This is a genomic window from Paraglaciecola chathamensis S18K6, from assembly GCA_000314955.1.
GTDB lineage: Bacteria > Pseudomonadota > Gammaproteobacteria > Enterobacterales > Alteromonadaceae > Paraglaciecola > Paraglaciecola chathamensis.
This window is the reverse complement of record BAEM01000027.1, coordinates 1-21351: the sequence shown is the minus strand read 5'-3', so window position 1 is coordinate 21351 and position 21351 is coordinate 1. Positions and strand designations below refer to the sequence as shown.

Genomic DNA, 21351 nt, shown 5'->3' with positions numbered 1-21351 from the left:
ATAACTAATATTTTACAACTCATTTACATAGTATTCTGTTATTACTTTTCGAATTTATGCTTTTTAGTGTAAAAAAAACGACCCAGAAGGGTCGTTTTATGCTGATTAATAAAGGCCTGAAATATACTTAGACAGGATATCAATGTCTTGGTCGGTCAAGCGTTTTGCTATGTCTTCCATCATGCCGTTATGAGAGTTTGCTCTCTGGCCTGATCTAAACGCTTCTAGTTGAGCTTTTAAGTAAGCTGTATGTTGGCCGCTGATATCAGGAAAACCCGACAAGCTCGTCCCGTTACCGCGAGGTCCATGACAAGCGGTACATGCAGTAATGCCACGCTCTAAGTCACCACCACGATAAAGCTTACTGCCCGCCTCAATAACATCCTCTGGAGTTTCTCCTTCAGAAGGCGTTTGGCTCTCAAAATAAGCTGCTATGTCTAACATATCTTGTTCTGATAACACTGCCGCCATGCCGTTCATAACAGCATTGTTGCGGCCTTCTTCACCGCCTGTTTGCGAGGCAAGTTTAAATTCTTTTAATTGTTTAACAAGATAGCTAGCATGTTGACCAGCTAATTTGGGGTTTATATCAATCATGCTGTTACCGTCAGCACCATGACAAGCTCCACACGAAGCAGATTTTGTTTTCCCTGCTTCAACATCACCGGCTGCCATTGCACTAGCAGATAAACCTAAAAAAACGCTAACTAATAAACCCATCATTTTCATATTCTTTCTCATTAAGCTGCTGATTAATTGACCATTATCAGAATAGTAACTGCGTATTTTACACATTTACAGCGCCAGTAAAATAAATTCCAAAGGATTTGCGCAATATTATACGACATAACAACCACTTTCGATGTGTATTTACCTGATATAATACGATTATAGATTGAGGCGACGATCAGAAAATCGTTTTTTATTAGGAGCAAGTGTGAGTCATTATAGTCAAGCTAAGTTTAATTTAAGTGCGCCAGATATCAGCCACCTCGGTGCGGATAAGGGAATTGAAGTAGCGTTCGCTGGGCGCTCAAATGCGGGAAAATCTAGCGCGCTTAATCGTTTGACGCGGCAAAAAAGCTTAGCCCGAACCAGTAAAACCCCAGGGCGCACTCAACTGATCAACGTTTTTGATCTAGATGAAGAGCGTCGTTTAGTCGATCTACCGGGTTATGGCTATGCAAAAGTGCCCATGGCCATCAAACTTAAGTGGCAAAAATCCTTGGGTGAATATCTGCAAAAACGTGAAAGTCTACAAGGGCTTGTTGTGTTGATGGATATTCGCCACCCCTTTAAAGATCTAGATCAAGAGCTTATTCAATGGGCAGTCGCCGCTGATTTACCCGTATTAGGTCTGCTGACTAAAGCTGATAAACTTAAGTCTGGTAAGCGCAAAGCGCAATTGCTGATGGCGCGAGAGGCATCCCTTGCATTTTGTGGTGACGTAACGATTCATTTGTTCTCGTCACTAAATGGATTAGGCTTGGATAACTGTGAACGCGTTTTAGACAAGTGGTTCGGCTACGTTGCTGATGAAGCGCTAGAACAAGATTAGCTCAAGGGAAAAAGCAAAAAAAAACCTTGTTTAAGAACAAGGTTTTTTCACATCTAGAACACACACACTTATTCAGAGTATGACTTTTCGATTTAGTTCATTGGATGTTCAAAAAATTTTTAAAAGGTTTTTGAGAGAAGCTTCAGGCATAAAAAAACCCCAGCAAATTGCTGGGGCTGAAGCAAAGGTCTGAAAATACATACCTCTGTACCCTACAGCACAGATATTAGCAAAGTTCATTCAAATGCCAACCGCTTTCTGTAATTTAATTACATAAAGCGGTTATTTTTTGTGTTTATATCGCTTTTCTTAGTGGGCTTCGTCCCAATTTTCACCTACACCAGCTTCAACTATCAGTGGTACATCTAAGGAAACTGCTTTTTCCATCAGGTCAACGATAGTATTTTTGTCGCTTTCGACATTTTGTTCTTTTATTTCAAAAATAAGTTCATCGTGAACCTGCATAATCATTCTGGTTTGATCATTGGGCAAGGTATCAATCCAGGCATCAACTTTTAACATCGCTTTTTTGATGATATCTGCTGCTGTACCTTGCATTGGGGCATTAATTGCAGCCCGCTCAGCGCCTTTGCGTCGTAACCCATTGCTAGCATTAATATCGGGCAAATAAAGACGACGACCAAATACGGTTGATACGTAGCCTTTTTCTTTGGCGACAACACGTGCGTCTTCCATGTATTTAAGTACGCCCGGGTAACGTTCAAAGTAAAGATCCATATAATGCTGCGCATCCTGGCGTGACACATTTAGCTGTTTCGATAGTCCGAATGCTGACATGCCATAAATTAAACCAAAATTAATGGCTTTGGCGTTGCGTCTTTGCTCTGTTGTCACCTCTTCCAAGGAAACGTTAAATACTTCAGCAGCGGTAGCGGTGTGAATGTCTTTACCCTGAGAAAACGCCTTTAATAACCCTTTATCTTGGGAAAGATGAGCCATGATCCGCAATTCAATTTGAGAATAATCTGCCGCTACGATCTTGTAGCCTGGTCGTGGAATAAACGCTTGGCGTACTCTGCGACCTTGCTCTGTTCTAATCGGGATATTTTGCAAGTTAGGTTCAGTAGACGATAGTCTTCCTGTCGCGGTAATAGCTTGATGATATGAGGTATGAACGCGTCCACTGCGTTGGTTTATCATCTTAGGTAGCTTATCCGTATATGTGTTTTTTAATTTACTTAAGACCCTAAACTCCATCAGTAGCTTAGGTAGTGGGTATGTAAGTGCTAACTCTTGCAGTACCTCTTCTGACGTGGATGGAGCCCCTTTTGGTGTCTTCTTCAAAACGGGTAGGTCTAACTTCTTAAACAGTATTTCTTGTAATTGTTTAGTCGAACCTAGATTAAACTCTTCACCTGCTAAAATATGAACTTCGTTTTCGAGCTGAAGGATCCGTGAGGCAAGATCCTGACTTTGTTGACCGAGTTTCTGGCTATCTATTAACACGCCAAACTGCTCCATTTTAGCCAGTACCGTTGCTAAAGGCACTTCAATTTCGCTTAACACAGATGCTAGTTCCGGTGATTGATTTAGCTTTTTCCAAATATGATTGTGCAGCCTTAGTGTGATATCTGCATCTTCAGCAGCGTAATGTGCGGCTTGCTCTAACGGAATTTGATTAAACGTTAGTTGTTTTGCACCCTTGCCGGCAATATCTTCAAAATGAACGGTCGATAGACCTAAGTAATGCTGGGCTAAGCTATCCATATCATGTCGGGTTGCGACGCTATCAAGCACATATGATTCGAGCATCGTATCGTAAGCGATACCTTGAAGTTTGATATCGTAATTCGCTAATACATTTTTATCGTATTTTAGGTGTTGTCCGACCTTAGCTTTATTCTTGTCTTCTAACAAAGGCTTGAATAGGGCCAATACGGTGTCACGATCTAATTGCTCTGGCGCATCTGCGTAATCGTGAGCTAGGGGGAGGTAAGCGGCTTCACCTTCTTCTATACAAAATGACATACCGACGAGCTCTGCCTGCATATAATTTAAGCTGGTCGTTTCGGTATCAAAAGCGAAAAGCGCTGCGTTATTTAATTTTTTCAACCAATCGTCTAGAGCATCTTGCGTCAAGATAGTGTGATAATTGGCTTTTATATCTGTATTTTGTGCTGACTCGTCGTTACTTTGATCTGCTTGGCTTAGTTGATCGTTTCCACTTAGTGCGTCAGTTGCTTCTTTCAGCCAACGTTTAAACTCCAGCTCAGCGAATAGATCTCGTAGTTCACTATAGTTAGCCTCTGTTGGTGAAAGACTGGTTGGGCTGCAATCCATTTCAACATCAAGTTTGATGGTTGCTAATGTGTATGAAAGACGAGCCTGTTCTTCATACTCTCGCATCTTATCAGCCATCTTCTTGGCTCCGCGAAAGTCCAACGTGGCTATTTTGTCGAGGTTTTGGTAAATCTCGTTGATGCTACCAATCCCTTGCAGTAGACCTACTGCGCTTTTATCGCCAACGCCAGGAACTCCTGGAATGTTATCGACTTTGTCACCTTTGAGCGCCAGAAAATCGATAACTAACTCAGGGGGAATACCAAATTTTTCCACAACACCTTGGGGATCCATTATTTGGTTATTCATGGTGTTAATGAGTGTGACATGCTCATTAACTAGTTGAGCCATGTCCTTGTCTCCTGTGCTGATAAGGGTAGGGATCCCAAGTTTACTCGCCTGATCGGCTAAGGTGCCGATCACATCATCTGCTTCAACCCCAGATTCTACAATAATGGGCAAGCCCATCGCCTGAATGATCTTATGCAAAGGGGCAATTTGACTGCGCAGCTCTTCAGGCATTGAAGGGCGGTTCGCTTTATATTCTGTATAGATCTCGTCCCGAAAAGTTTTGCCTTTGGCATCAAAGACAACAGCCATATGTGTGGGGTTAAATTGTTTGATCAGGCTACGCAGCATGTTTATCACACCATAGACTGCGCCAGTGTCCTGTCCTTTAGAGTTAGTTAAAGGGGGCATGCCGTGAAAAGCCCTAAACAAATAAGAAGATCCATCAACTAATATAAATGGGTTATTAGGAATGACGGGCGTAGTAGCGGGATCAGAGTTGCTCATAAGGTATTTTGTTCTCAGGAATTATTTAAACGGGTAAAGGATGCCATACACAGCGCTATTCATCCATGTGGAGATCAGATCATTTTGTGGATAACTCTGTTGAATAAATTTTTGCGTTGTAAATAAACCGATCGTTGTGGATCAAGTCAACGATCCACAGCCCTTGAATTTATTGGGGTGAATTTAAATGCGGCGATCAAATTTGGACTACTTTGAAGAAATTACCAATGTGGATAACATTATTAATTAATATTTGGTGTTATCCAAAAGGGAGAAAGACTTTACACGTAAATCGGGAGAGAGGGAAGGTTAAATCTTAAACTATTTTTGTCTGAAAAAAATACAGTTTATTGATGTAAAAGTATAAGCCAATAACGATAAGGGATAGCGTGCTGCGTGTTAAATAAATGTTAATCTTGTTTGGTGGTTTTTTTTAACGTATTGAAAATTAGCGAATAGATAAGCCAATTGGCGCCGGTTTTTACCCTTCTGTTTGTTAAAAAATTGTGTGACTGAATCTGTGCCTGTTTGTTACTGATTTCTAAAGAATAAAAGTAGCCATGTCCTTGGTTTGTTGTATAGCTTTACATTTACCTTGGCACCTTTAGAGCAAAAATAACACAGAGTGGCGTCTCGCCTCGTGCTCGTAAAAGACTGTTTTTATTATTATTCGGCTTTGTGTATTGCTTTTGATTTTGTAGGGACGGACAATCAAGGTATATCCCTTGGTAAATAAAAAGATTAAGAAAGAACGATTACTAATGTTGGTATTTTCAAGCACATCGCATTGTGTACTGAAGACGGTAAAAATTAAGTAATGCAGTACCGAACGATAACTCGGATTTTAGGCTTACTTGTTGCGTTATTCAGTGTGACCATGATCCCTCCTGCTATTATTTCTTTGTACTTCAAAGACGGTAGCGGGCTTCCTTTTTTTCTCGCATTTCTATTGTGTTTGGGCACTGGTTTACTGTTTTGGTACCCTAATCGCCTGCATCGTAAAGATTTACGCGCTAAAGAAGGTTTCCTAATTGTTGTTCTTTTTTGGACTGTGTTAGCAAGCTTCGGGGCATTACCCTTGCTTCTCTTAGAGCAACCCGAGATGTCTATTTCGGATGCCTTTTTCGAAGCTTTCTCAGGGTTAACCACAACCGGAGCAACTGTAATTCAGGGTATCGATTATTTGCCCAAAGCGGTGCAATTTTATCGTCAGCAACTCCAATGGCTCGGTGGAATGGGGATCATTGTATTAGCTGTCGCTATTCTTCCCATTTTAGGCGTCGGGGGAATGCAGCTTTATCGGGCTGAAACACCGGGCCCAGTGAAAGATTCGAAAATGACCCCACGTATCGCTGATACGGCAAAGCACCTTTGGTACATCTATCTTACGTTAACTATCAGTTGTGGTGTTGCATATTGGTTTGCAGGTATGGATTGGTTTGATGCCCTGTGTCATGCATTTTCAACTGTCGCCATCGGTGGATTCTCCAACTATGATGCCAGCCTGGGTTACTTTGATAGTCCCTGGATCAACATCGTTTGTGTTGTTTTCCTATGGATCGCTGCACTAAATTTTGCCCTTCACTATGCAGCAGCAAGTGGCCGGACTTTAATGGGATATTTTTATGATCCTGAATTACGTGCCTTTTTCTTGATCCAGTTTGTGCTTGTTGCCGTGTATTTCTTTGTTTTAATGAAATTTAGTTGGTTTGACAATGCGGGGATAGCGCTCGATCAAGCATTAATACAATCCGTATCCTTTAGTACTACGGCTGGTTTTGCCACTACGGATTTTTCTAGCTGGCCTGCTTTTTTGCCTATCATGCTGATTTTTTCTAGCTTCATTGGAGGCTGTGCAGGTTCTACCGGTGGTGGGCTAAAAGTTGTGCGCGTGCTTTTGCTTTACTTGCAAGGCAAACGGGAAGTTGACCGCCTGATCCACCCTAAGGCTGTGTATACAGTGAAATTAGGCGACCGAGCCTTACCTGACAAAGTGGTAGAGGCGGTGTGGGGGTTCTTTTCAGCATACGCGATGATTTTCGTTGTCATTATGGTGTGTCTGATTGCGACCGGAATGGATGACGTTTCTGCGTTTACCGCAACCGCCGCTACGCTAAATAACTTAGGACCTGGCTTAGGAACCGTTTCCGGTTCGTTTGCTGATGTGTCTGATACGGGGAAATGGCTGTTGATCCTCGCAATGCTATTTGGTCGTTTAGAAGTGTTTTCCCTACTTGTGTTGTTCTCGCCTACATTTTGGCGAAGCTAATGCCGGATTGGCGACCAGTTGCTTTTTAAACAATCATATTCAAAAGCCTGAAGTCGTTGTGCAAATAGGCCCCTTAGCTTTCGGCGAGTAGGGCCTTGGTACAGATTAGAATAGTGTTAACGCTAAGTATCTATCAATACATAAAAAAACGGCCACTCACCTCTGAGTAGCCGTTTTATACCTGTAATTTTAATTTTAACCAAGCATTGATGCTTAGAAGAATGATGCCATCGCGTAAGCTGTTTTCTCAAACATAAGCGGCTGAGCTTCTTCTAGCTCGAGGTTTGCTTTGTTTGCCGTTGTAACAACGCGAGTGCGATATTCTTTTTGATTTGTTGCTTCAGAGTAGGTCTGGGTCGTTGCGCCATCATCAGAAATTTTGCTGTTTACCTTAGAATCACGACGTACGATAACGCCTTTTTTAGCACGCTCACGAATTTGAATATCCGCTACAAGTAAGTAGGTCACATCTTTAACAAATGCGTTTGCCGCGGTTGATGCTAAACCGCCAATAAGACCCGCTGCAGCCGCTCCACGATAGCTTCCACCTGTTGCATACCCAATGGCTGAACCAGCAGCTACACCTTGGAATCCACTAGACAAATAGTTTTCAGCTGCACTAGGAGACGCTTTTTCAAGATTACGTACAAATACACTCATGGTGTACTGGGCTTCATCTGGGCTATCAACAAAAGAGTAGCCATTACCGCTACCAGAAATTTGTTCATTAAGAGCTTGTCTAAATGCGTTGCGATCAAACTCCATTACAGCGGAGCGCACTTCTAAATACACTTTACGTTTTTCTGGTGGCACTGCGTCAACAAAGATTGAGGTGCTGAGTTTAGTTTGAACGTCTAAATCCTTTTTCGCGATTGAGGTGTGAACCGCTGCACAACTTGTTAAGGCCAAAATAGCGAATCCGACGAATGCAACTTTGACTGCACGAGCATAGTTTTTCATAGTAATTACCTTTACTTATGTTATTGATTAAATTGTGGTTTTAGTAATAATACCGGCCATAGTATCTATGGTAGTAGCGACAGTTTCGATACTGTGTCCAGTCGTAACGTAGTAAATCACGACATGTGTAGCCACGGCGCCAATAAGTGCCTTGGTATTCGGGAGGCTTAACGTTCTTTTTAAGCATGCTCTCAATATAGTTATCAACTTCTTTGGGGCGCTCAGCTAAAAACGGGCGTGACATTACTTCACCATTGAGCTGAGCTTGCATTCTCGCTAGAGCATCTTCTTCAGACTCTTCTTGAGCGACAGTAAAAAACGATAGCAACATACAACATATGCTTAATAGCATCTGTAATGTTAAAAGGGATTTTTGCGGGGATGAATTGAAATTTAGCATAATATTCCTCCATAAATTCACCATGACATATCGAGCTGACACGACCTCTTCCTGAGCAGCGTATAAAAACCTTAACCCTAAACTTAAGTAATGCAAAGAGCATTTGTGTGAATTTTTAGCTTTTTTGAGGAAAGTGCAATTTTCGGAGAAATTTTTGACGCTAACCGAATCTATCTGAACTAAAAAAAGCCACACAGTGGCTTTTTCATTTCTAAATTATTCTATTTTACTCAATAGAAAATGCGTTCTAATGGCTTAGCCTAATAACTTACCTAGACCTTGCGTTAGCAATTGCTTGGCTTGTTGACCTTCGGGCGTATCTAAATAAGCTTGCGCTTTACTAACGAATTGCGTGATCATTTCGGGTTTTAGGCCTAGAGCTTCAAATTGTTTCTTCACATCATTGATTGCTTTGAGTGATTCATTGTAGCTGGCTGCTTTATCTAAAATACCACCTAAACCGCCTTCACTTGTCATGTTGCTTATATCTGGTACCGATTCTAACAAGCCACCAACGCCGGGAAGTGCGTCAGCTAGTTGGCTGTATTGATCAGAGGATATATTCTCTTTCGCATAGTTAAAAATCGCCCCTAGACCACCAGATGCTTGAGTTTGTGTGACGCCAAGAGATTCTGTTACTGAGGAAACCATGCCTGAGACTGAGGGCGTCGCAGCTTCTTGCTGTGTTTCCATTCCAAGCATGCTCTTGATTGAGTCTAACCAACCCTCTGCATGGGCTTGAGGTTGAATGCTGAGTGCTGCAACAGTAAGTACAATACTTAATTTTTTCATGTATATTCCTTTAATTTAGCCAGATGTTGGAGCGGATTTTAGGTTATTTCGTTTCGTTCGCCAATCTAGTCTTTAGGCTAACAGTGCTATGTAATTACCCAAAGAAAAAGGCGCTCGGTTGAAACAGTTTTTCGACATGACTAATAAACTTCTTGTCGACCAAAAATAAAATAACATGATCGTTAGCTTCAATCTTGGTATTACTATGGGCGATAATCACCTCGTCTGCTCTGACGATAGCGCCAATTGTGGTGCCAGGGGGTAACTTTATATCGCGAATTTCCCGCCCGACGACTTTAGAGGTATTTTGATCCCCATGGGCAATCGCTTCTATCGATTCAGCCGCCCCGCGTCTTAGAGAGTAAACGTTAACGATGTCTCCGCGACGTATATGAGTCAGCAACGCCGAAATAGTGGCTTGTTGAGGAGAAAAAGCGATATCTATTTCTCCACCCTGAACCAGATCCACATATGCACTGCGCTGGATCAATACCATGGCTTTTTGAGCACCTAGGCGCTTGGCGAGCATGGCTGACATAATATTTGCTTCATCGTCATTTGTGACAGCGATAAACGCATCAACTTGTTCAACGTTTTCTTCGGTAAGCAATTCATGGTCTGATGCATCACCATAAAAGACGATGGTTTTGTCTAAATGTGCAGAGAGGTATTTCGCACGCTCTTGACTATATTCAATTAGTTTTACGTTATGGTTATGCTCTAGTAGTTTCGCTAAGCCTGCACCTATTAAACCACCTCCAGCGATCATAATGCGCTTGTAACTGGACTCTAGCTTTTGCAGTTCACTCATGACCGCTCGAATATGCTTAGTCGCCGCAATAAAGAAAACTTCGTCATCAGCTTCGATTACGGTTGTACCTAGCGGACGAATAGGTCGACCTCGGCGGTAAATTGCCGCGACGCGCGTTTCTACGTTTGGCATATGCTGCTTTAAGGTGGATAGTGCGTGTCCAACTAGCAAGCCTCCATAGTATGCCTTTACTGCAACTAAACTGGCTTTGCCATCAGCAAATTCGACCACTTGCAACGCACCAGGGTAATCAATAAGCCGTTTAATTGCTTTGGTGACTAATTGCTCAGGGGCGATTAAGTGATCCACTGGCACATCTTGGTGCTTAAACAGTTGTTCTTGATAAATAATGTATTGCTCTGAGCGGACACGTGCAATTTTGGTCGGTGTTTTAAATAGGCTATATGCCACTTGGCAGGCCATCATGTTGCTTTCGTCACTGCTGGTCACGGCGATGAGCATATCGGCATCTTCAGCGCCGGCCTTTTTTAACACATCGGGGTGGGAGCCTACGCCGTTAATTACACGTAAATCTAATCGATCTTGCAATTGCCTCAGTGTGTCTTGGTCAGAATCTATTACGGTGATCTCATTCATTTCACCCACTAGGTTTTCTGCGAGCGTTGCACCGACTTGGCCTGCACCGATAATTATTATTTTCATTCTAGATTCATTCTAACGTGTTGCTCTGTTTAGACAATATACGGTTTTTTACGATTTTAGCAGCCGCGCGTAATAGAAACCGTCCATGTGTTTTTCTCCAGGCAAAATCTGTCGGCCTGGTTTATCTATTGCGTCATTGTTGAACTCAGGATCTAAAGCAGCATCCGCTGTTCTTTCTAAAAATGCGGAAATCTGTAACTGATTTTCCGCCGGTAAAATAGAACAGGTCGCGTATAACATGGTGCCGCCGGGTTTTAGTAATGGCCATATGGCATCAATAATCTTGGCTTGTAATGCAACAAGTGTATCGATATCACTGGATTTGCGTAACCATTTTATATCTGGGTGACGACGAATAATGCCAGTCGCAGAACAGGGGGCGTCAAGTAAAATGCGGTCGAATTGCTCACCATCCCACCATGCTTTAGGTTCACTTGCGTCACCGCAGATAAGACTTGCCTGATGGCCTAGTCGCGTTAAGTTCTCTTCTATCCGTTGAAGACGGCTAGGGTCGATATCCATTGCAACACAGCTAGCTATCTTTGGCTCTAGCTCCAATATATGGCACGTTTTCCCCCCTGGGGCTGCGCAGCAATCTAAAATACGTTCATTAGGTTGGCTGTTAAGCAAATTTGCTGCGAGTTGCGCCGCGCCATCTTGAACAGCAAACCACCCTTCGTCATAGCCAGGCAATGTGGTGATATCACATCCTTTAGACAATATTAAGCCTTGGGGTTGTTCATCTTGCCTTTCATAGAAAATGTCATTTTCATCCAGGAGGCGACAATATTCATCAGTGCTTTTTTGATTTTGATTTACACGTAACCAAATAGGCGCTTTTACTTGCATCGCCTCTAATATTGGCGTGTGTTTTTCAGGGTAAGCAGTTAATAATTTTTTATATAACCATTTCGGCTGACCGCTTAGTATTTGTTCATTATCAGGTAACTCGTTAGCCATTTCCTGACGGATAAAGTTGCGTAAAACAGCGTTGACCAATCCTTTGGTAGCGACGGCATTGAGCGGAGCGCATGCATTTACACATTCAGAGACCGCCGCATGGGTTGATACCCGAGAAAAAGCAAGTTGATAAAAGCCCAGCATGATTAAATGCTCGACTATTTTCACGTTTTTCTTTAATGGTTTATCTAGCAGCAATCTTAACCAATGTTGGAGCAAGGGCAACTGGCGAAGCACGCCGTAGGTCATTTCTTGTAACCATGCTTTGTCTTTTTCATTATGATCTTGTTGAGCATTGGGTAAGCATTCTCTTGCTGACATACCTTGCTCTAATATTTGAAAAAGCACACGAGCAGCATCGGCGCGTAAATTCTGTTGATATCTACCTTTAGTTCGGCTCATGAAAGGATTGTGCCCACACTGAACCAGTCACTGTGGCCATTTAAGATATCTTGTGTTGCGAGTGGTTTTTTGCCCGGTAACTGTAACGTGTTGATTAACAAGATACCTTCACCAGTTTGTACACCAATAGCATGTTTATCAGCCTGCACAATCTGCCCGGGCACAGCGGCGCTTTGCGCTGATGTTGCTTGTACTTGAGCGCTACGCACTTTTACGGCGGCGTTGTTTGTTTCGAAAAATGCAACGGGCCATGGGTCAAACGCACGTACATTGCGTTCTAACTGAGCTGCTGTCATGTTCCAATCGATTTTAGCTTCTTGTTTGGATAGTTTTTCTGCATAAGTCGCCAACTGGTTATCTTGTGCCTTAGGCGTGATGTCACTCAGAGAAGCCAAAGTTTCGATTAATCCCTTTGGGCCAAGCTCCGCTAACTTGCTATATAAAGTCGCACTGGTATCGGTCGGTTCTATTGTAATGCGTAACTCATGCAGCATATCACCTGTGTCTAAGCCTTTATCCATCTGCATAATAGTGACACCTGTTTCTGCGTCTCCCGCCCAGATCGCTCTTTGAATAGGCGCGGCGCCACGCCACTTGGGTAACAGTGAACCATGTACGTTAAGGCAACCGTGCTTAGGCGTATCCAAAATCGTTTGCGGTAAAATTAAACCATAAGCGACAACGACCATAACATCAGCATTTAACGCGGCCAGTTGCTGTTGAGCCTCTTCTGATTTAAGAGACGCGGGTTGATATACTGGAATGTCATGCTGTTCTGCGAGCTGCTTAACTGCACTAGCCTGAAGTTTTTTACCTCGTCCAGCCGGTCTATCGGGTTGTGTGTAAGCTGCGACTACCTGATGCTCAGATTGGAGCAATGCCGCTAGATGGGTCGCTGCGAATTCTGGCGTACCAGCGAAGACAATGTTAAGTCCTGATTTCAATGTAACCTCTTACCCCTTGGCTGCTAAGCGGGCTTCTTTTTCTAGTTTGGTGCGAATGCGCTGGCGCTTAAGCGGCGACAAGTAATCCACAAAAAGCTTCCCTTTTAAATGGTCTAGCTCGTGTTGAATGCAGATTGCCAATAGCCCGTCAGCATCTAAGGTAAATGCATCGCCATTTTCGTCTAACGCGTTTACGGTTATTGTTTCCGCGCGTTCTACTTTGGCGTAATTATTAGGGACAGATAAACAACCTTCTTCACTGATTGTTGTGCCATCCATGTGGGTAATTTCAGGATTGATAAACACTTGTGGATTATCTTGTTTCTCTGATACATCAATCACCACTACACGTTTGTGCACATTTATTTGGGTTGCTGCTAAGCCGATTCCATTCTCATCTTTCATGGTTTCTAGCATGTCGCTTATTAATGTTTTAATGGTGCCGTCTATTTTCTCTACCGGCGCGGCAACGGTGCGCAAGCGCTCATCAGGAAATCTTAATACGTCTAATATGGCCATGTTCTACACTTAACTCGTTTTGTTCCCATGCAAATCGTTAAATTTGCTGAGAGGTGTTCAAAAAATTCTGTACCTAGTGCCCAAATCTAAGAATGGTCTATCGAAGAGGGGATCGGTGCTCTTGGTATTAATAATCATACTAACCTGAGCATCAGGCTATTTAATCTTTGCAATAACAGGCTATTCTAACCGATATGGAATAAAAACATAATAGCCTCAAAAACAAGGTACTTCGCCACATGTTTAATAATCTTCTTCGCTTGAGCCTTGTGCTATTGCTTTTGCCATTTTTTACCTATGCTAACGTGATTACACTAAAAGATAGCGCGCCCAAAACTTACGTTGTAAAACCTGGAGATACCCTATGGGATATTTCAAACCTTTTTTTACATAAACCTTGGCACTGGCCGCAAATATGGCGCACGAATACACAAATCATCAATCCTCATTTAATATTTCCAGGTGATCAATTGCGCCTAAGTATCAATGCTAAGGGCCAGCCTATTGTTGATTTAATTCGTGGTGAGCAAAAACCCTATATTGTGCGCTCGCCGTCAACAAAACAGGTTTTGAAGTCCCAACAACCCATTGCTGTGCTCCCTTGGCACGAAATTCAACCCTATTTTAATCATGAGTTGGTGTTAAGCGAGCAGGAGTATGCAGACTTACCAGCCATTGTGGGTAACACCAAAGGCACAGAGTATTTCGCCAACGGTGACCTTGTTTTGGTCAACCAAGAGGCATTACCCATGGGCGAATACCGTGTTGTACGCAAACAGCAGTCACTGTTCAATCAAAATGGCGAATTTCTTGGTATTCATATACGCCACGTGGCCCAAGGGCAATCGCTCGCCCCAGAGATGCCTCAGCAATCCTTAGTTACTTTGTCATCTGCAAAACTAGAAGTGAAAAGAGGGGATCGGCTGATAAAAGAGTTAGCTACCAAGGAAGTTGAATCGGTGACGAACATAACCGCTGCCACAGAGCAAAGAGGGAATATTATCGCTGATGTTTCCCAGTATCAGTTGTCAGGCAAGTTTAGTGTAGTCATTATTGATGTGGGAAGCGACGACATTGCTCGTGGCACGGTCATGGGGATATATCAACAGGGTGCGGCCGTGATAGATGCAGAGCCCGCCCAATACCTAAACGAAACACAAACTATAGAGCGATTATTTAAACAAGGTGATGTATTACCTCAACCTTGGATGAAGGTAGGGGAGCTTTTAGTTTTTAACGTCTTTTCTAAAGTAAGTTATGCACTCGTCACGCGTTCGTCTACAGTTATTCGAAAAGGCGCTATCGTTGCTAAACCTTAGGGCTACCAGATTAAGTGGAGCCCTATGTACCAACAAAACACAGCGAAACACCTAGGACCCTCTGAAGAAGAAAACCGTCAATGGTTGGTACTCGCTCAACTACCGCGTTTTTCGGTCGCAAAGCTCAGAGTTATTGTGCAAAAATATGACATACAAATAGCGGATTTATTTGTTGCTGATTCAAAACAGCTAACCGCATACGGATTTTCCGAGGCTCAAGCTCAACAATTATTAAGGCCAAATGAGCAACAACTTGATAAATGCATGCTGTGGTCTGAGCAAAATCACCATTCTTTACTTAATATTACCTCAACGCATTACCCTAAAGTGCTATTGCAAACTGCCAGACCACCCATACTATTATATTGTTGTGGAAATAAAGATTTATTAAACACGCATCAAATCGCCATTGTGGGCAGCCGTAACCCTTCTGCCGCTGGCAAGCAAAATGCAAAGTATTTTGCTCAAGGCTTATCGACAAGTGGGTGGACGATTACTAGTGGGCTTGCATTGGGGATTGATGGTTTGGCTCACGAAGGTGTGTTGCAAGCATTAGGAAAGACCATTGCCGTGCTGGGGACAGGTCTCAGTAATATATATCCTAAACGTCACGTGAATATGGCAAGCAGGATACTTGAGCAAAATGGAGCGTTAGTATCTGAGTTTTATCCTGATGCACCAGCGAAACCTGAAAACTTTCCACGGAGAAACCGAATTATCAGCGGTATGAGCTTAGGAACATTGGTAATTGAGGCAGCGATAAAGAGTGGCTCTTTAATCACCGCGCGTTATGCGTTGGAGCAGAATCGAGATGTTTTTGCCGTACCGGGTAACATTCATAATGTGTTGTCAAAAGGGTGTCACTACTTGATAAAACAAGGCGCAAAGCTGGTGGAATGTGTCAGTGACATCAGTGATGAATATCAACATTTGACGCTTAACTTTTTGAATACCCAACAGAATGAATTGCAAAAAAGCGCGAGACAAAGCTTGGCATCTGACAAATTGTTAGATAGTGTAGATTTTGAAACCACACCGTTGGATATAGTTGTTGAGCGATGTGGCATGCCAGTTGCTGAGGTTATGTCTCAATTGTTAGAATATGAATTGCGTGGGCTAGTGACAGCGGTCCCAGGTGGTTACCTTAAATTGGGGGAGAAGTAACATGTTTGATATCCTCATGTATCTATTTGAAAATTTTATTCATAGTGAAACTGAAATCCGCGTTGATCAGGACGAGCTGACAGATGAGCTGGTGCGTGCTGGTTTCCATCAAGATGAAATATATAAAGCGTTATCTTGGCTCGAGAAGCTTGCAGCCTTGCAAGAAACCGATATCAAACCCTACCTAGTCAAAGGGCCAACTTCTTTTGTCACACGTATTTACACACATGACGAAGAAATGCGCCTAGATATTGAATGCCGTGGGTTTTTGATGTTCTTAGAGCATATTAATGTTCTTGATTCCACAACGCGAGAAATGGTCATTGACCGTGTTATGGAAATAGACTCTAAAGAATTTTGCTTAGAGGATATGAAATGGGTGGTACTCATGGTGCTATTTAACGTGCCTGGTAAAGAAAACGCCTATGCACAAATGGAAGATTTGTTGTTTGATGAACCTGAAGGGCCGTTACATTAATCCCACCAACACGGGTTTAAATAATAAACCCGTGATTGCCAAGGTAAATCCGCTGCATGTCTAAAATCGATCATTCATTATTTGACACTCACGAATCCGTCTTTGATCCTGGGCCGTGTCCTGAGTGTCAGGCTCCACTGCAATTACGGCACAGTAAAAACGGGCCGTTTATCGGTTGCAGTCATTATCCAACCTGTGAATATAGTAAGCCCCTTCATGACACCGACAATACAGAACTTACCGTTATTGAAGGCTCTCATTGTCCCGAATGCGAATCTGAGTTAGTGATCCGTAAAGGGCGCTATGGCATGTACATCGGCTGCAGCAACTTTCCTGAATGTCATTATATCAAATCGAATAAAGCCCCCGAGACAGATAAAATAGAATGCCCATCTTGCCATAAAGGGCATTTAATCAAGCGAGCGAACAAATATGGCAAAAACTTCTATCCTTGCGATCAATATCCGAAATGCAACTATGCACTTAATTTCACACCGGTAGCCCACGGATGTCCAAAATGCGCTTGGCCTGTTATGCAGGAAAAGAAAGCAGCTGCAGGGGCAATTTGGCAGTGCCCAGAACGTAAATGTGGTCACAAACAGCCAGCGCAATAACGTCTTTAGGTTTATCCTTTGTGCGTCCTGTTTTACACTCAGGGCCATCTAAACCACAAGCAATATAAAAATGACAACAAATCACTCTGACGATCCTTTTTTAATCGACTTTCTGGCAGGGAAGGTTTTTGCCTATCCAACAGAAGCGGTATTTGGCTTAGGTTGTGATCCTGACAATGAGCAAGCGGTATCAAAGTTATTACTTTTGAAAGAGCGCGATGTCAGTAAAGGACTGATCTTAGTAGCAGACAACTACTCACAGTTATTGCCCTACGTTAATGACGACGCAATTAAAATGACCAAACGAACAGAGATTTTCTCAAGTTGGCCTGGTCCAGTGACTTGGTTGCTGCCAAAAGCAAAAAATGCACCGGCATGGGTCACAGGGGATTCTGAATTCATTGCGGTGAGAGTGAGTGCCCATCCTGTCATCAAGGATTTATGCAGCCGAGTCAATAAACCGCTTATTTCCACTAGTGCAAACACCGCAGGGAATCCTCCAGCGTTGAACAGCGATGAAGTTAAATCTTATTTTTCTGATCAAGTCGTCTTAATCGAAGGTTCTCTTGGCGGATCCCTCAGCCCCAGTAAAATTCTTCATGGTCATAGCGGCCAAACCATTAGAGATAATTAAACCATGTTCCAACCACAAGTGACCGATATAGAATCGGTAAAGCAATTTCTACTTAACTTGCAAGACAACATTTGCCAAACATTAGAGATGGCCGATGGCAAAGGCTGCTTCATAGAAGACAATTGGCAGCGAGAGTTGGGGGGCGGCGGACGCACGCGAGTGCTCACCAATGGTCACGTAATTGAGCAAGGTGGTGTTAACTTCTCTCATGTATATGGCGGGCAACTTCCGGCATCTGCTACAGCATCTCGCCCAGAGCTTGCTGGGCGGAGCTTTCAAGCTATGGGCGTATCTCTCGTCATTCACCCTAAAAACCCACATGTTCCAACTTCCCATGCCAATGTACGAATATTCATTGCCGAAAAAGAAGGTGAAGAACCAATCTGGTGGTTCGGTGGCGGTTTTGACTTAACGCCTTTCTACCCTGTGCATGAAGACGTACTCCATTGGCATCAAACAGCAAAGGATTTGTGTGAGCCTTTTGGGGACGGTGTTTACAGTAAATATAAAAAATGGTGTGACGAGTATTTTTATTTAAAGCATCGAGATGAAACCCGCGGAGTCGGGGGGCTATTCTTTGATGATTTAAATGAATGGGGCTTCGAGCGTAGTTTTGAATTTATGCAGGCAGTAGGTAATGGATTTTTAGATGCTTACGTGCCTATTTTAGAAAAACGTAAAGACATGTCCTTTTCTGAGCAAGAAAGAAGCTTTCAGTTATATAGGCGAGGCCGTTACGTGGAGTTTAACCTAGTATGGGATAGGGGAACCTTGTTTGGTTTGCAAACCGGGGGGCGTACAGAATCGATATTAATGTCAATGCCACCGCTCGCGCGCTGGGAATACGATTTCACCCCAGAACCAGAAAGTCCAGAAGCTATACTTTATCGAGATTTCCTCCATCCTCGAGATTGGCTAAACGAATAGTATCGCAGCTATATTCCGCAAAGGTACTGGGCTCTAATTGATGATGCTCAGTGCCAATTAATCGCTAAATTGATCCAGCTCAAATTTACACTCCCAATGACTTCTTGTCGTTAATTCCCTGCTAAAAATATTGATGCAAATCAATAATCACTTCCATCTGCTCATTACACTGCCGTCATAATTTATACGCAGAGGTAAAAATGAAAGTCTTCAAAATAGTGTTATCCAGTTTAGCTTTAACAGCCTCCATAGTGAGCACAGCCCATGCTCACGACGCCGGAGATATCATTCTGCGGGCAGGTTTAACGACGGTCGCTCCTGATGAATCTAGTTCAAATGTGACGGTGCAAAGCGCAGGTAATGTGGGTATGGGCGCATCGGTAAACAGTAATACCCAACTCGGTTTAAATGTCGTTTATATGCTTAGTAGTAACTTAGGTTTAGAATTGCTAGCTGCCAGCCCATTTACACATGATATTACCCTGATTAACACACTCGATAATGAATTAGGTCTCGGTGATGGTAAATTAGCTGAAAGTAAGCAATTGCCTCCTACATTAAGCATGCTCTATTATTTTCCAGTATCCGAGACGATCCAGCCGTACTTGGGAGTTGGCCTGAACTACACAGCTTTTTTCGATGAACAATTTCTGGGTAGTAGAGAAGCTCAGTCTTTTAGCAATTTAAGTCTTGATGAGTCATTTGGTATTGCCGCGCAAATAGGCATGGATTACACATTAGATGAACATTGGTTGATAAACGCCTCTGTGGGTTATATCGATATTGATACAAAAGCGAAATTTGATGTACTGGGTTTGCCAGCGCAAGTGTCTGTGGATATAGATCCTTGGGTGTATTCTATTATGGTAGGTTACACGTTCTAACAATGGTCGAAGCGACATGATCTTGTCGCTTCTTCTTTTGTGCTTTTAATCTTTAATCCTAATGGTATATGGGACAGTTAACTATTTAGTCGAATCGTAATTTACGCTAGTCTTGCCTCACAAATTTAATACGACCTTTGAGATTATGGACCGATACGCAGTTTTTGGTAATCCTATTGAGCACAGTAAATCCCCTTTGATCCACAGCTTGTTTGCCAAGCAAACTGAGCAGAATATCGAATACGGACGCCAGCAACCTGATGCTGATGGGTTCAGTGATGCAATTAACACGTTTTTTGCAAAGGGATATACAGGCGCGAACGTTACTTCCCCTTTTAAGTTAGACGCGTTTCGTTTCGCAGATGAATTAACCCCGCGTGCCACAGTGGCCGAGGCTGTTAACACGCTATATAAGCGTGAAGATGGCACAATATTAGGTGACAACACCGATGGAGCTGGATTAGTACAGGATTTACAACGCTTGTGGGGAGAGCTAAACGGTAAGCGCTTATTGCTCATCGGTGCTGGTGGGGCAACACGAGGCATCATTCTGCCCTTAATATTGGCCAAGGTGAGTAACATTCATATTGCCAACCGTACCGCCAGCAAAGCCCAGCAACTTGCTGATATGTTTGCAAATGAAGGGGCTGTTAGTGCTTCAGGCTTTAGTGATTTACCCGAAACGGACTTCGACTTAATTGTTAATTGCACGTCTTCAAGCTTAGACGGTGACTTACCGGACATCGCACCACGTATTTTTACCAACGCATCATTTGCTTATGATATGACATACAAGTCACATGCAACTTCTTTTATGGCTTGGGCACATGAATGTAATCAAGCTATCAAAACAGCTGACGGTTTAGGTATGTTAGTTGGCCAAGCAGCCGAAAGCTTTTATGTTTGGCGCAATGTAAGGCCTCTTATTGAACCGGTTATAAAAACAGTACGAGAAATGCTGTGAACCAAGCCGTTCAAATTCAAGATGGTTTTGAAGTACTAGAAGAAAAAATGGTCATTCGGCTCATTGTTTCTGGCTTAATCATGCATTGCCATATTAGTGGAGTAGGGGTCAACAAAATGGCGGCTTTTTATCAAAACCACCAGTTTGACCTAGAAGAATTGATCAATGAGCGAGTAGAGGAAGAGCTGTGGGATGAAAATGGCGTCATTCATATAAACGCCGATTCTATTTGCAGCTAAAGTCGATAAATTAAATTTAACTGAACTTAAGATTTCAGGCTCACTGTAGAGCCTGAAAATTTAAGTATACAAATTGTGGCTTATTTCTCTTGCAGATACTCATTTTTAAGTCTGACATAGTTATCGGCGGACACTCTCAAAAAAGCGCGCTCAGACTCTTTTAACGGCCTAGCCTGTTTAACGGGGCTACCCACATAAAGGTAGCCGCTTTGTAAGCGCTTGTTTGGTGGCACTAAACTGCCAGCGCCAATAAACACATCATCTTCGACAATAGCACCATCCATCACAATAGCGCCCATACCAACGAGAATGCGATTACCCAGCTCGCAGCCATGCAACATGCATTTATGACCCACAGTCACATCTTCACCTATTATAAGAGGATGGCCTTTCGGGTTTTCCTTACTTACTCGGCTAACATGTAGTACAGAGCCATCCTGAACATTACTTCTAGCGCCTATCTTTATGTGATTAACATCACCCCGTGCGGCAACTAACGGCCAAATGCTGACATCTGCTCCACACTCAATATCACCAACCAACACGCTTGACTCATCTATATAGCAACCGCTGGCTAATGTTGGCTGTATGCCTTTGTACGCTCTAATACTCATTATTCATCCACTTAACTGTGTAATGTTCTGATGATAACAAACTGAATATGTCTTTAAATAACTATTACTGGCGTAAAAATCAGCAGATAGTTGTTACTTTAAACACTTTGTTTATTAATTCGGCAGTTGAACGGTTTTTT

21 protein-coding genes are annotated in these 21351 nt (G+C 42.8%); 11 read left to right on the top strand and 10 right to left on the bottom strand.

The window, feature by feature from the left end; translation table 11 throughout:
• Positions 1-105: 105 nt before the first annotated feature.
• Positions 106-729 (bottom strand): c-type cytochrome, encoded by a 624-nt coding sequence (locus tag GCHA_RS08345; protein WP_013752483.1) that lies wholly within the window; start codon positions 727-729, stop codon positions 106-108.
• Positions 730-937: 208 nt separating this feature from the next.
• Here GCHA_RS08345 and yihA point away from each other — a divergent pair, with 208 nt between their 5' ends.
• Positions 938-1558: a ribosome biogenesis GTP-binding protein YihA/YsxC gene (gene yihA / locus GCHA_RS08340; protein WP_007987056.1), complete on the top strand. Its 621-nt coding sequence runs from the start codon at positions 938-940 to the stop codon at positions 1556-1558.
• 309 nt (positions 1559-1867) lie between these two features.
• Here the strand turns inward: yihA and polA are convergent, their stop codons facing one another.
• On the bottom strand, positions 1868-4654 hold the full coding sequence (polA, locus tag GCHA_RS08335) for a DNA polymerase I (protein ID WP_039992257.1): 2787 nt from the start codon (positions 4652-4654) through the stop codon (positions 1868-1870).
• A gap of 817 nt (positions 4655-5471) precedes the next feature.
• Here polA and GCHA_RS08330 point away from each other — a divergent pair.
• Entirely contained in the window at positions 5472-6923 is a 1452-nt protein-coding gene (locus GCHA_RS08330; protein WP_007987050.1) for a TrkH family potassium uptake protein, read from the top strand.
• A 213-nt stretch (positions 6924-7136) separates the two neighbouring features.
• Here the strand turns inward: GCHA_RS08330 and GCHA_RS08325 are convergent, their stop codons facing one another.
• The 7 genes from GCHA_RS08325 to def all read right to left on the bottom strand — a co-directional run bounded on the left by GCHA_RS08325 (position 7137) and on the right by def (position 13374).
• Positions 7137-7883, bottom strand: coding sequence for a complement resistance protein TraT (locus tag GCHA_RS08325; RefSeq protein WP_007987048.1), 747 nt, complete (start codon positions 7881-7883; stop codon positions 7137-7139).
• Between the two features lie 40 nt (positions 7884-7923).
• Positions 7924-8283 (bottom strand): hypothetical protein, encoded by a 360-nt coding sequence (locus GCHA_RS22320; protein ID WP_039992256.1) that lies wholly within the window; start codon positions 8281-8283, stop codon positions 7924-7926.
• A gap of 255 nt (positions 8284-8538) precedes the next feature.
• Positions 8539-9075: a DUF2780 domain-containing protein gene (locus tag GCHA_RS08315; RefSeq protein ID WP_007987046.1), complete on the bottom strand. Its 537-nt coding sequence runs from the start codon at positions 9073-9075 to the stop codon at positions 8539-8541.
• A gap of 94 nt (positions 9076-9169) precedes the next feature.
• A complete protein-coding gene (gene trkA, locus GCHA_RS08310; RefSeq protein WP_007987045.1) occupies positions 9170-10549 on the bottom strand; it encodes a Trk system potassium transporter TrkA in 1380 nt (459 codons plus the stop codon).
• A gap of 48 nt (positions 10550-10597) precedes the next feature.
• On the bottom strand, positions 10598-11911 hold the full coding sequence (gene rsmB / locus GCHA_RS08305; RefSeq protein ID WP_007987044.1) for a 16S rRNA (cytosine(967)-C(5))-methyltransferase RsmB: 1314 nt from the start codon (positions 11909-11911) through the stop codon (positions 10598-10600).
• Entirely contained in the window at positions 11908-12855 is a 948-nt protein-coding gene (fmt, locus tag GCHA_RS08300; RefSeq protein ID WP_007987043.1) for a methionyl-tRNA formyltransferase, read from the bottom strand. Before fmt ends, rsmB begins: the two co-directional genes overlap by 4 nt.
• A gap of 9 nt (positions 12856-12864) precedes the next feature.
• Complete coding sequence (def, locus tag GCHA_RS08295) at positions 12865-13374, bottom strand: peptide deformylase (RefSeq protein ID WP_007987042.1); 510 nt, start codon at positions 13372-13374, stop codon at positions 12865-12867.
• A gap of 239 nt (positions 13375-13613) precedes the next feature.
• On the opposite strand from def, the gene GCHA_RS08290 reads away from it, so the two are divergent.
• From GCHA_RS08290 to GCHA_RS08250, 9 genes are all read left to right on the top strand, one after another.
• Positions 13614-14693: a LysM peptidoglycan-binding domain-containing protein gene (locus GCHA_RS08290; protein ID WP_007987041.1), complete on the top strand. Its 1080-nt coding sequence runs from the start codon at positions 13614-13616 to the stop codon at positions 14691-14693.
• A 24-nt stretch (positions 14694-14717) separates the two neighbouring features.
• On the top strand, positions 14718-15857 hold the full coding sequence (gene dprA / locus GCHA_RS08285; RefSeq protein ID WP_007987040.1) for a DNA-processing protein DprA: 1140 nt from the start codon (positions 14718-14720) through the stop codon (positions 15855-15857).
• A 1-nt stretch (position 15858) separates the two neighbouring features.
• Positions 15859-16335 (top strand): DUF494 family protein, encoded by a 477-nt coding sequence (locus GCHA_RS08280; protein ID WP_007987039.1) that lies wholly within the window; start codon positions 15859-15861, stop codon positions 16333-16335.
• A 56-nt stretch (positions 16336-16391) separates the two neighbouring features.
• Complete coding sequence (locus GCHA_RS08275; RefSeq protein WP_007987038.1) at positions 16392-16949, top strand: DNA topoisomerase family protein; 558 nt, start codon at positions 16392-16394, stop codon at positions 16947-16949.
• Positions 16950-17019: 70 nt separating this feature from the next.
• Complete coding sequence (gene tsaC / locus GCHA_RS08270) at positions 17020-17583, top strand: L-threonylcarbamoyladenylate synthase type 1 TsaC (protein ID WP_007987036.1); 564 nt, start codon at positions 17020-17022, stop codon at positions 17581-17583.
• Positions 17584-17586: 3 nt separating this feature from the next.
• The gene (hemF, locus tag GCHA_RS08265) at positions 17587-18510 is read left to right on the top strand and encodes an oxygen-dependent coproporphyrinogen oxidase (RefSeq protein ID WP_007987034.1); all 924 of its coding nucleotides are present in this window, start codon (positions 17587-17589) and stop codon (positions 18508-18510) included.
• A gap of 200 nt (positions 18511-18710) precedes the next feature.
• Entirely contained in the window at positions 18711-19394 is a 684-nt protein-coding gene (locus GCHA_RS08260; protein WP_007987032.1) for an OmpW family outer membrane protein, read from the top strand.
• Positions 19395-19539: 145 nt separating this feature from the next.
• Complete coding sequence (gene aroE, locus GCHA_RS08255; RefSeq protein WP_007987030.1) at positions 19540-20358, top strand: shikimate dehydrogenase; 819 nt, start codon at positions 19540-19542, stop codon at positions 20356-20358.
• Positions 20355-20597, top strand: a complete 243-nt coding sequence (locus tag GCHA_RS08250) for a hypothetical protein (protein ID WP_007987027.1) — start codon at positions 20355-20357, stop codon at positions 20595-20597. The genes aroE and GCHA_RS08250 overlap by 4 nt, the downstream gene beginning before the upstream one ends.
• Positions 20598-20677: 80 nt before the next feature.
• Here GCHA_RS08250 and GCHA_RS08245 read toward each other — a convergent pair whose 3' ends face one another.
• On the bottom strand, positions 20678-21211 hold the full coding sequence (locus GCHA_RS08245; protein WP_007987024.1) for a gamma carbonic anhydrase family protein: 534 nt from the start codon (positions 21209-21211) through the stop codon (positions 20678-20680).
• Positions 21212-21351 lie beyond the last annotated feature (140 nt).

Bases quoted from the DNA above. Each gene is read 5' to 3' on its own strand.
- dprA (WP_007987040.1), top strand. From the start codon at position 14,718: ATGTACCAACAAAACACAGCGAAACACCTAGGACCCTCTGAAGAAGAA.
- trkA (WP_007987045.1), bottom strand. From the start codon at position 10,549: ATGAAAATAATAATTATCGGTGCAGGCCAAGTCGGTGCAACGCTCGCA.
- GCHA_RS08260 (WP_007987032.1), top strand. From the start codon at position 18,711: ATGAAAGTCTTCAAAATAGTGTTATCCAGTTTAGCTTTAACAGCCTCC.
- hemF (WP_007987034.1), top strand. From the start codon at position 17,587: ATGTTCCAACCACAAGTGACCGATATAGAATCGGTAAAGCAATTTCTA.
- rsmB (WP_007987044.1), bottom strand. From the start codon at position 11,911: ATGAGCCGAACTAAAGGTAGATATCAACAGAATTTACGCGCCGATGCT.
- GCHA_RS08245 (WP_007987024.1), bottom strand. From the start codon at position 21,211: ATGAGTATTAGAGCGTACAAAGGCATACAGCCAACATTAGCCAGCGGT.
- tsaC (WP_007987036.1), top strand. From the start codon at position 17,020: ATGACAACAAATCACTCTGACGATCCTTTTTTAATCGACTTTCTGGCA.
- GCHA_RS08290 (WP_007987041.1), top strand. From the start codon at position 13,614: ATGTTTAATAATCTTCTTCGCTTGAGCCTTGTGCTATTGCTTTTGCCA.
- polA (WP_039992257.1), bottom strand. From the start codon at position 4,654: ATGAGCAACTCTGATCCCGCTACTACGCCCGTCATTCCTAATAACCCA.
- GCHA_RS08345 (WP_013752483.1), bottom strand. From the start codon at position 729: ATGAAAATGATGGGTTTATTAGTTAGCGTTTTTTTAGGTTTATCTGCT.
- GCHA_RS08330 (WP_007987050.1), top strand. From the start codon at position 5,472: ATGCAGTACCGAACGATAACTCGGATTTTAGGCTTACTTGTTGCGTTA.
- GCHA_RS08325 (WP_007987048.1), bottom strand. From the start codon at position 7,883: ATGAAAAACTATGCTCGTGCAGTCAAAGTTGCATTCGTCGGATTCGCT.
- GCHA_RS22320 (WP_039992256.1), bottom strand. From the start codon at position 8,283: ATGCTAAATTTCAATTCATCCCCGCAAAAATCCCTTTTAACATTACAG.
- aroE (WP_007987030.1), top strand. From the start codon at position 19,540: ATGGACCGATACGCAGTTTTTGGTAATCCTATTGAGCACAGTAAATCC.
- GCHA_RS08315 (WP_007987046.1), bottom strand. From the start codon at position 9,075: ATGAAAAAATTAAGTATTGTACTTACTGTTGCAGCACTCAGCATTCAA.
- GCHA_RS08275 (WP_007987038.1), top strand. From the start codon at position 16,392: ATGTCTAAAATCGATCATTCATTATTTGACACTCACGAATCCGTCTTT.
- GCHA_RS08280 (WP_007987039.1), top strand. From the start codon at position 15,859: ATGTTTGATATCCTCATGTATCTATTTGAAAATTTTATTCATAGTGAA.
- def (WP_007987042.1), bottom strand. From the start codon at position 13,374: ATGGCCATATTAGACGTATTAAGATTTCCTGATGAGCGCTTGCGCACC.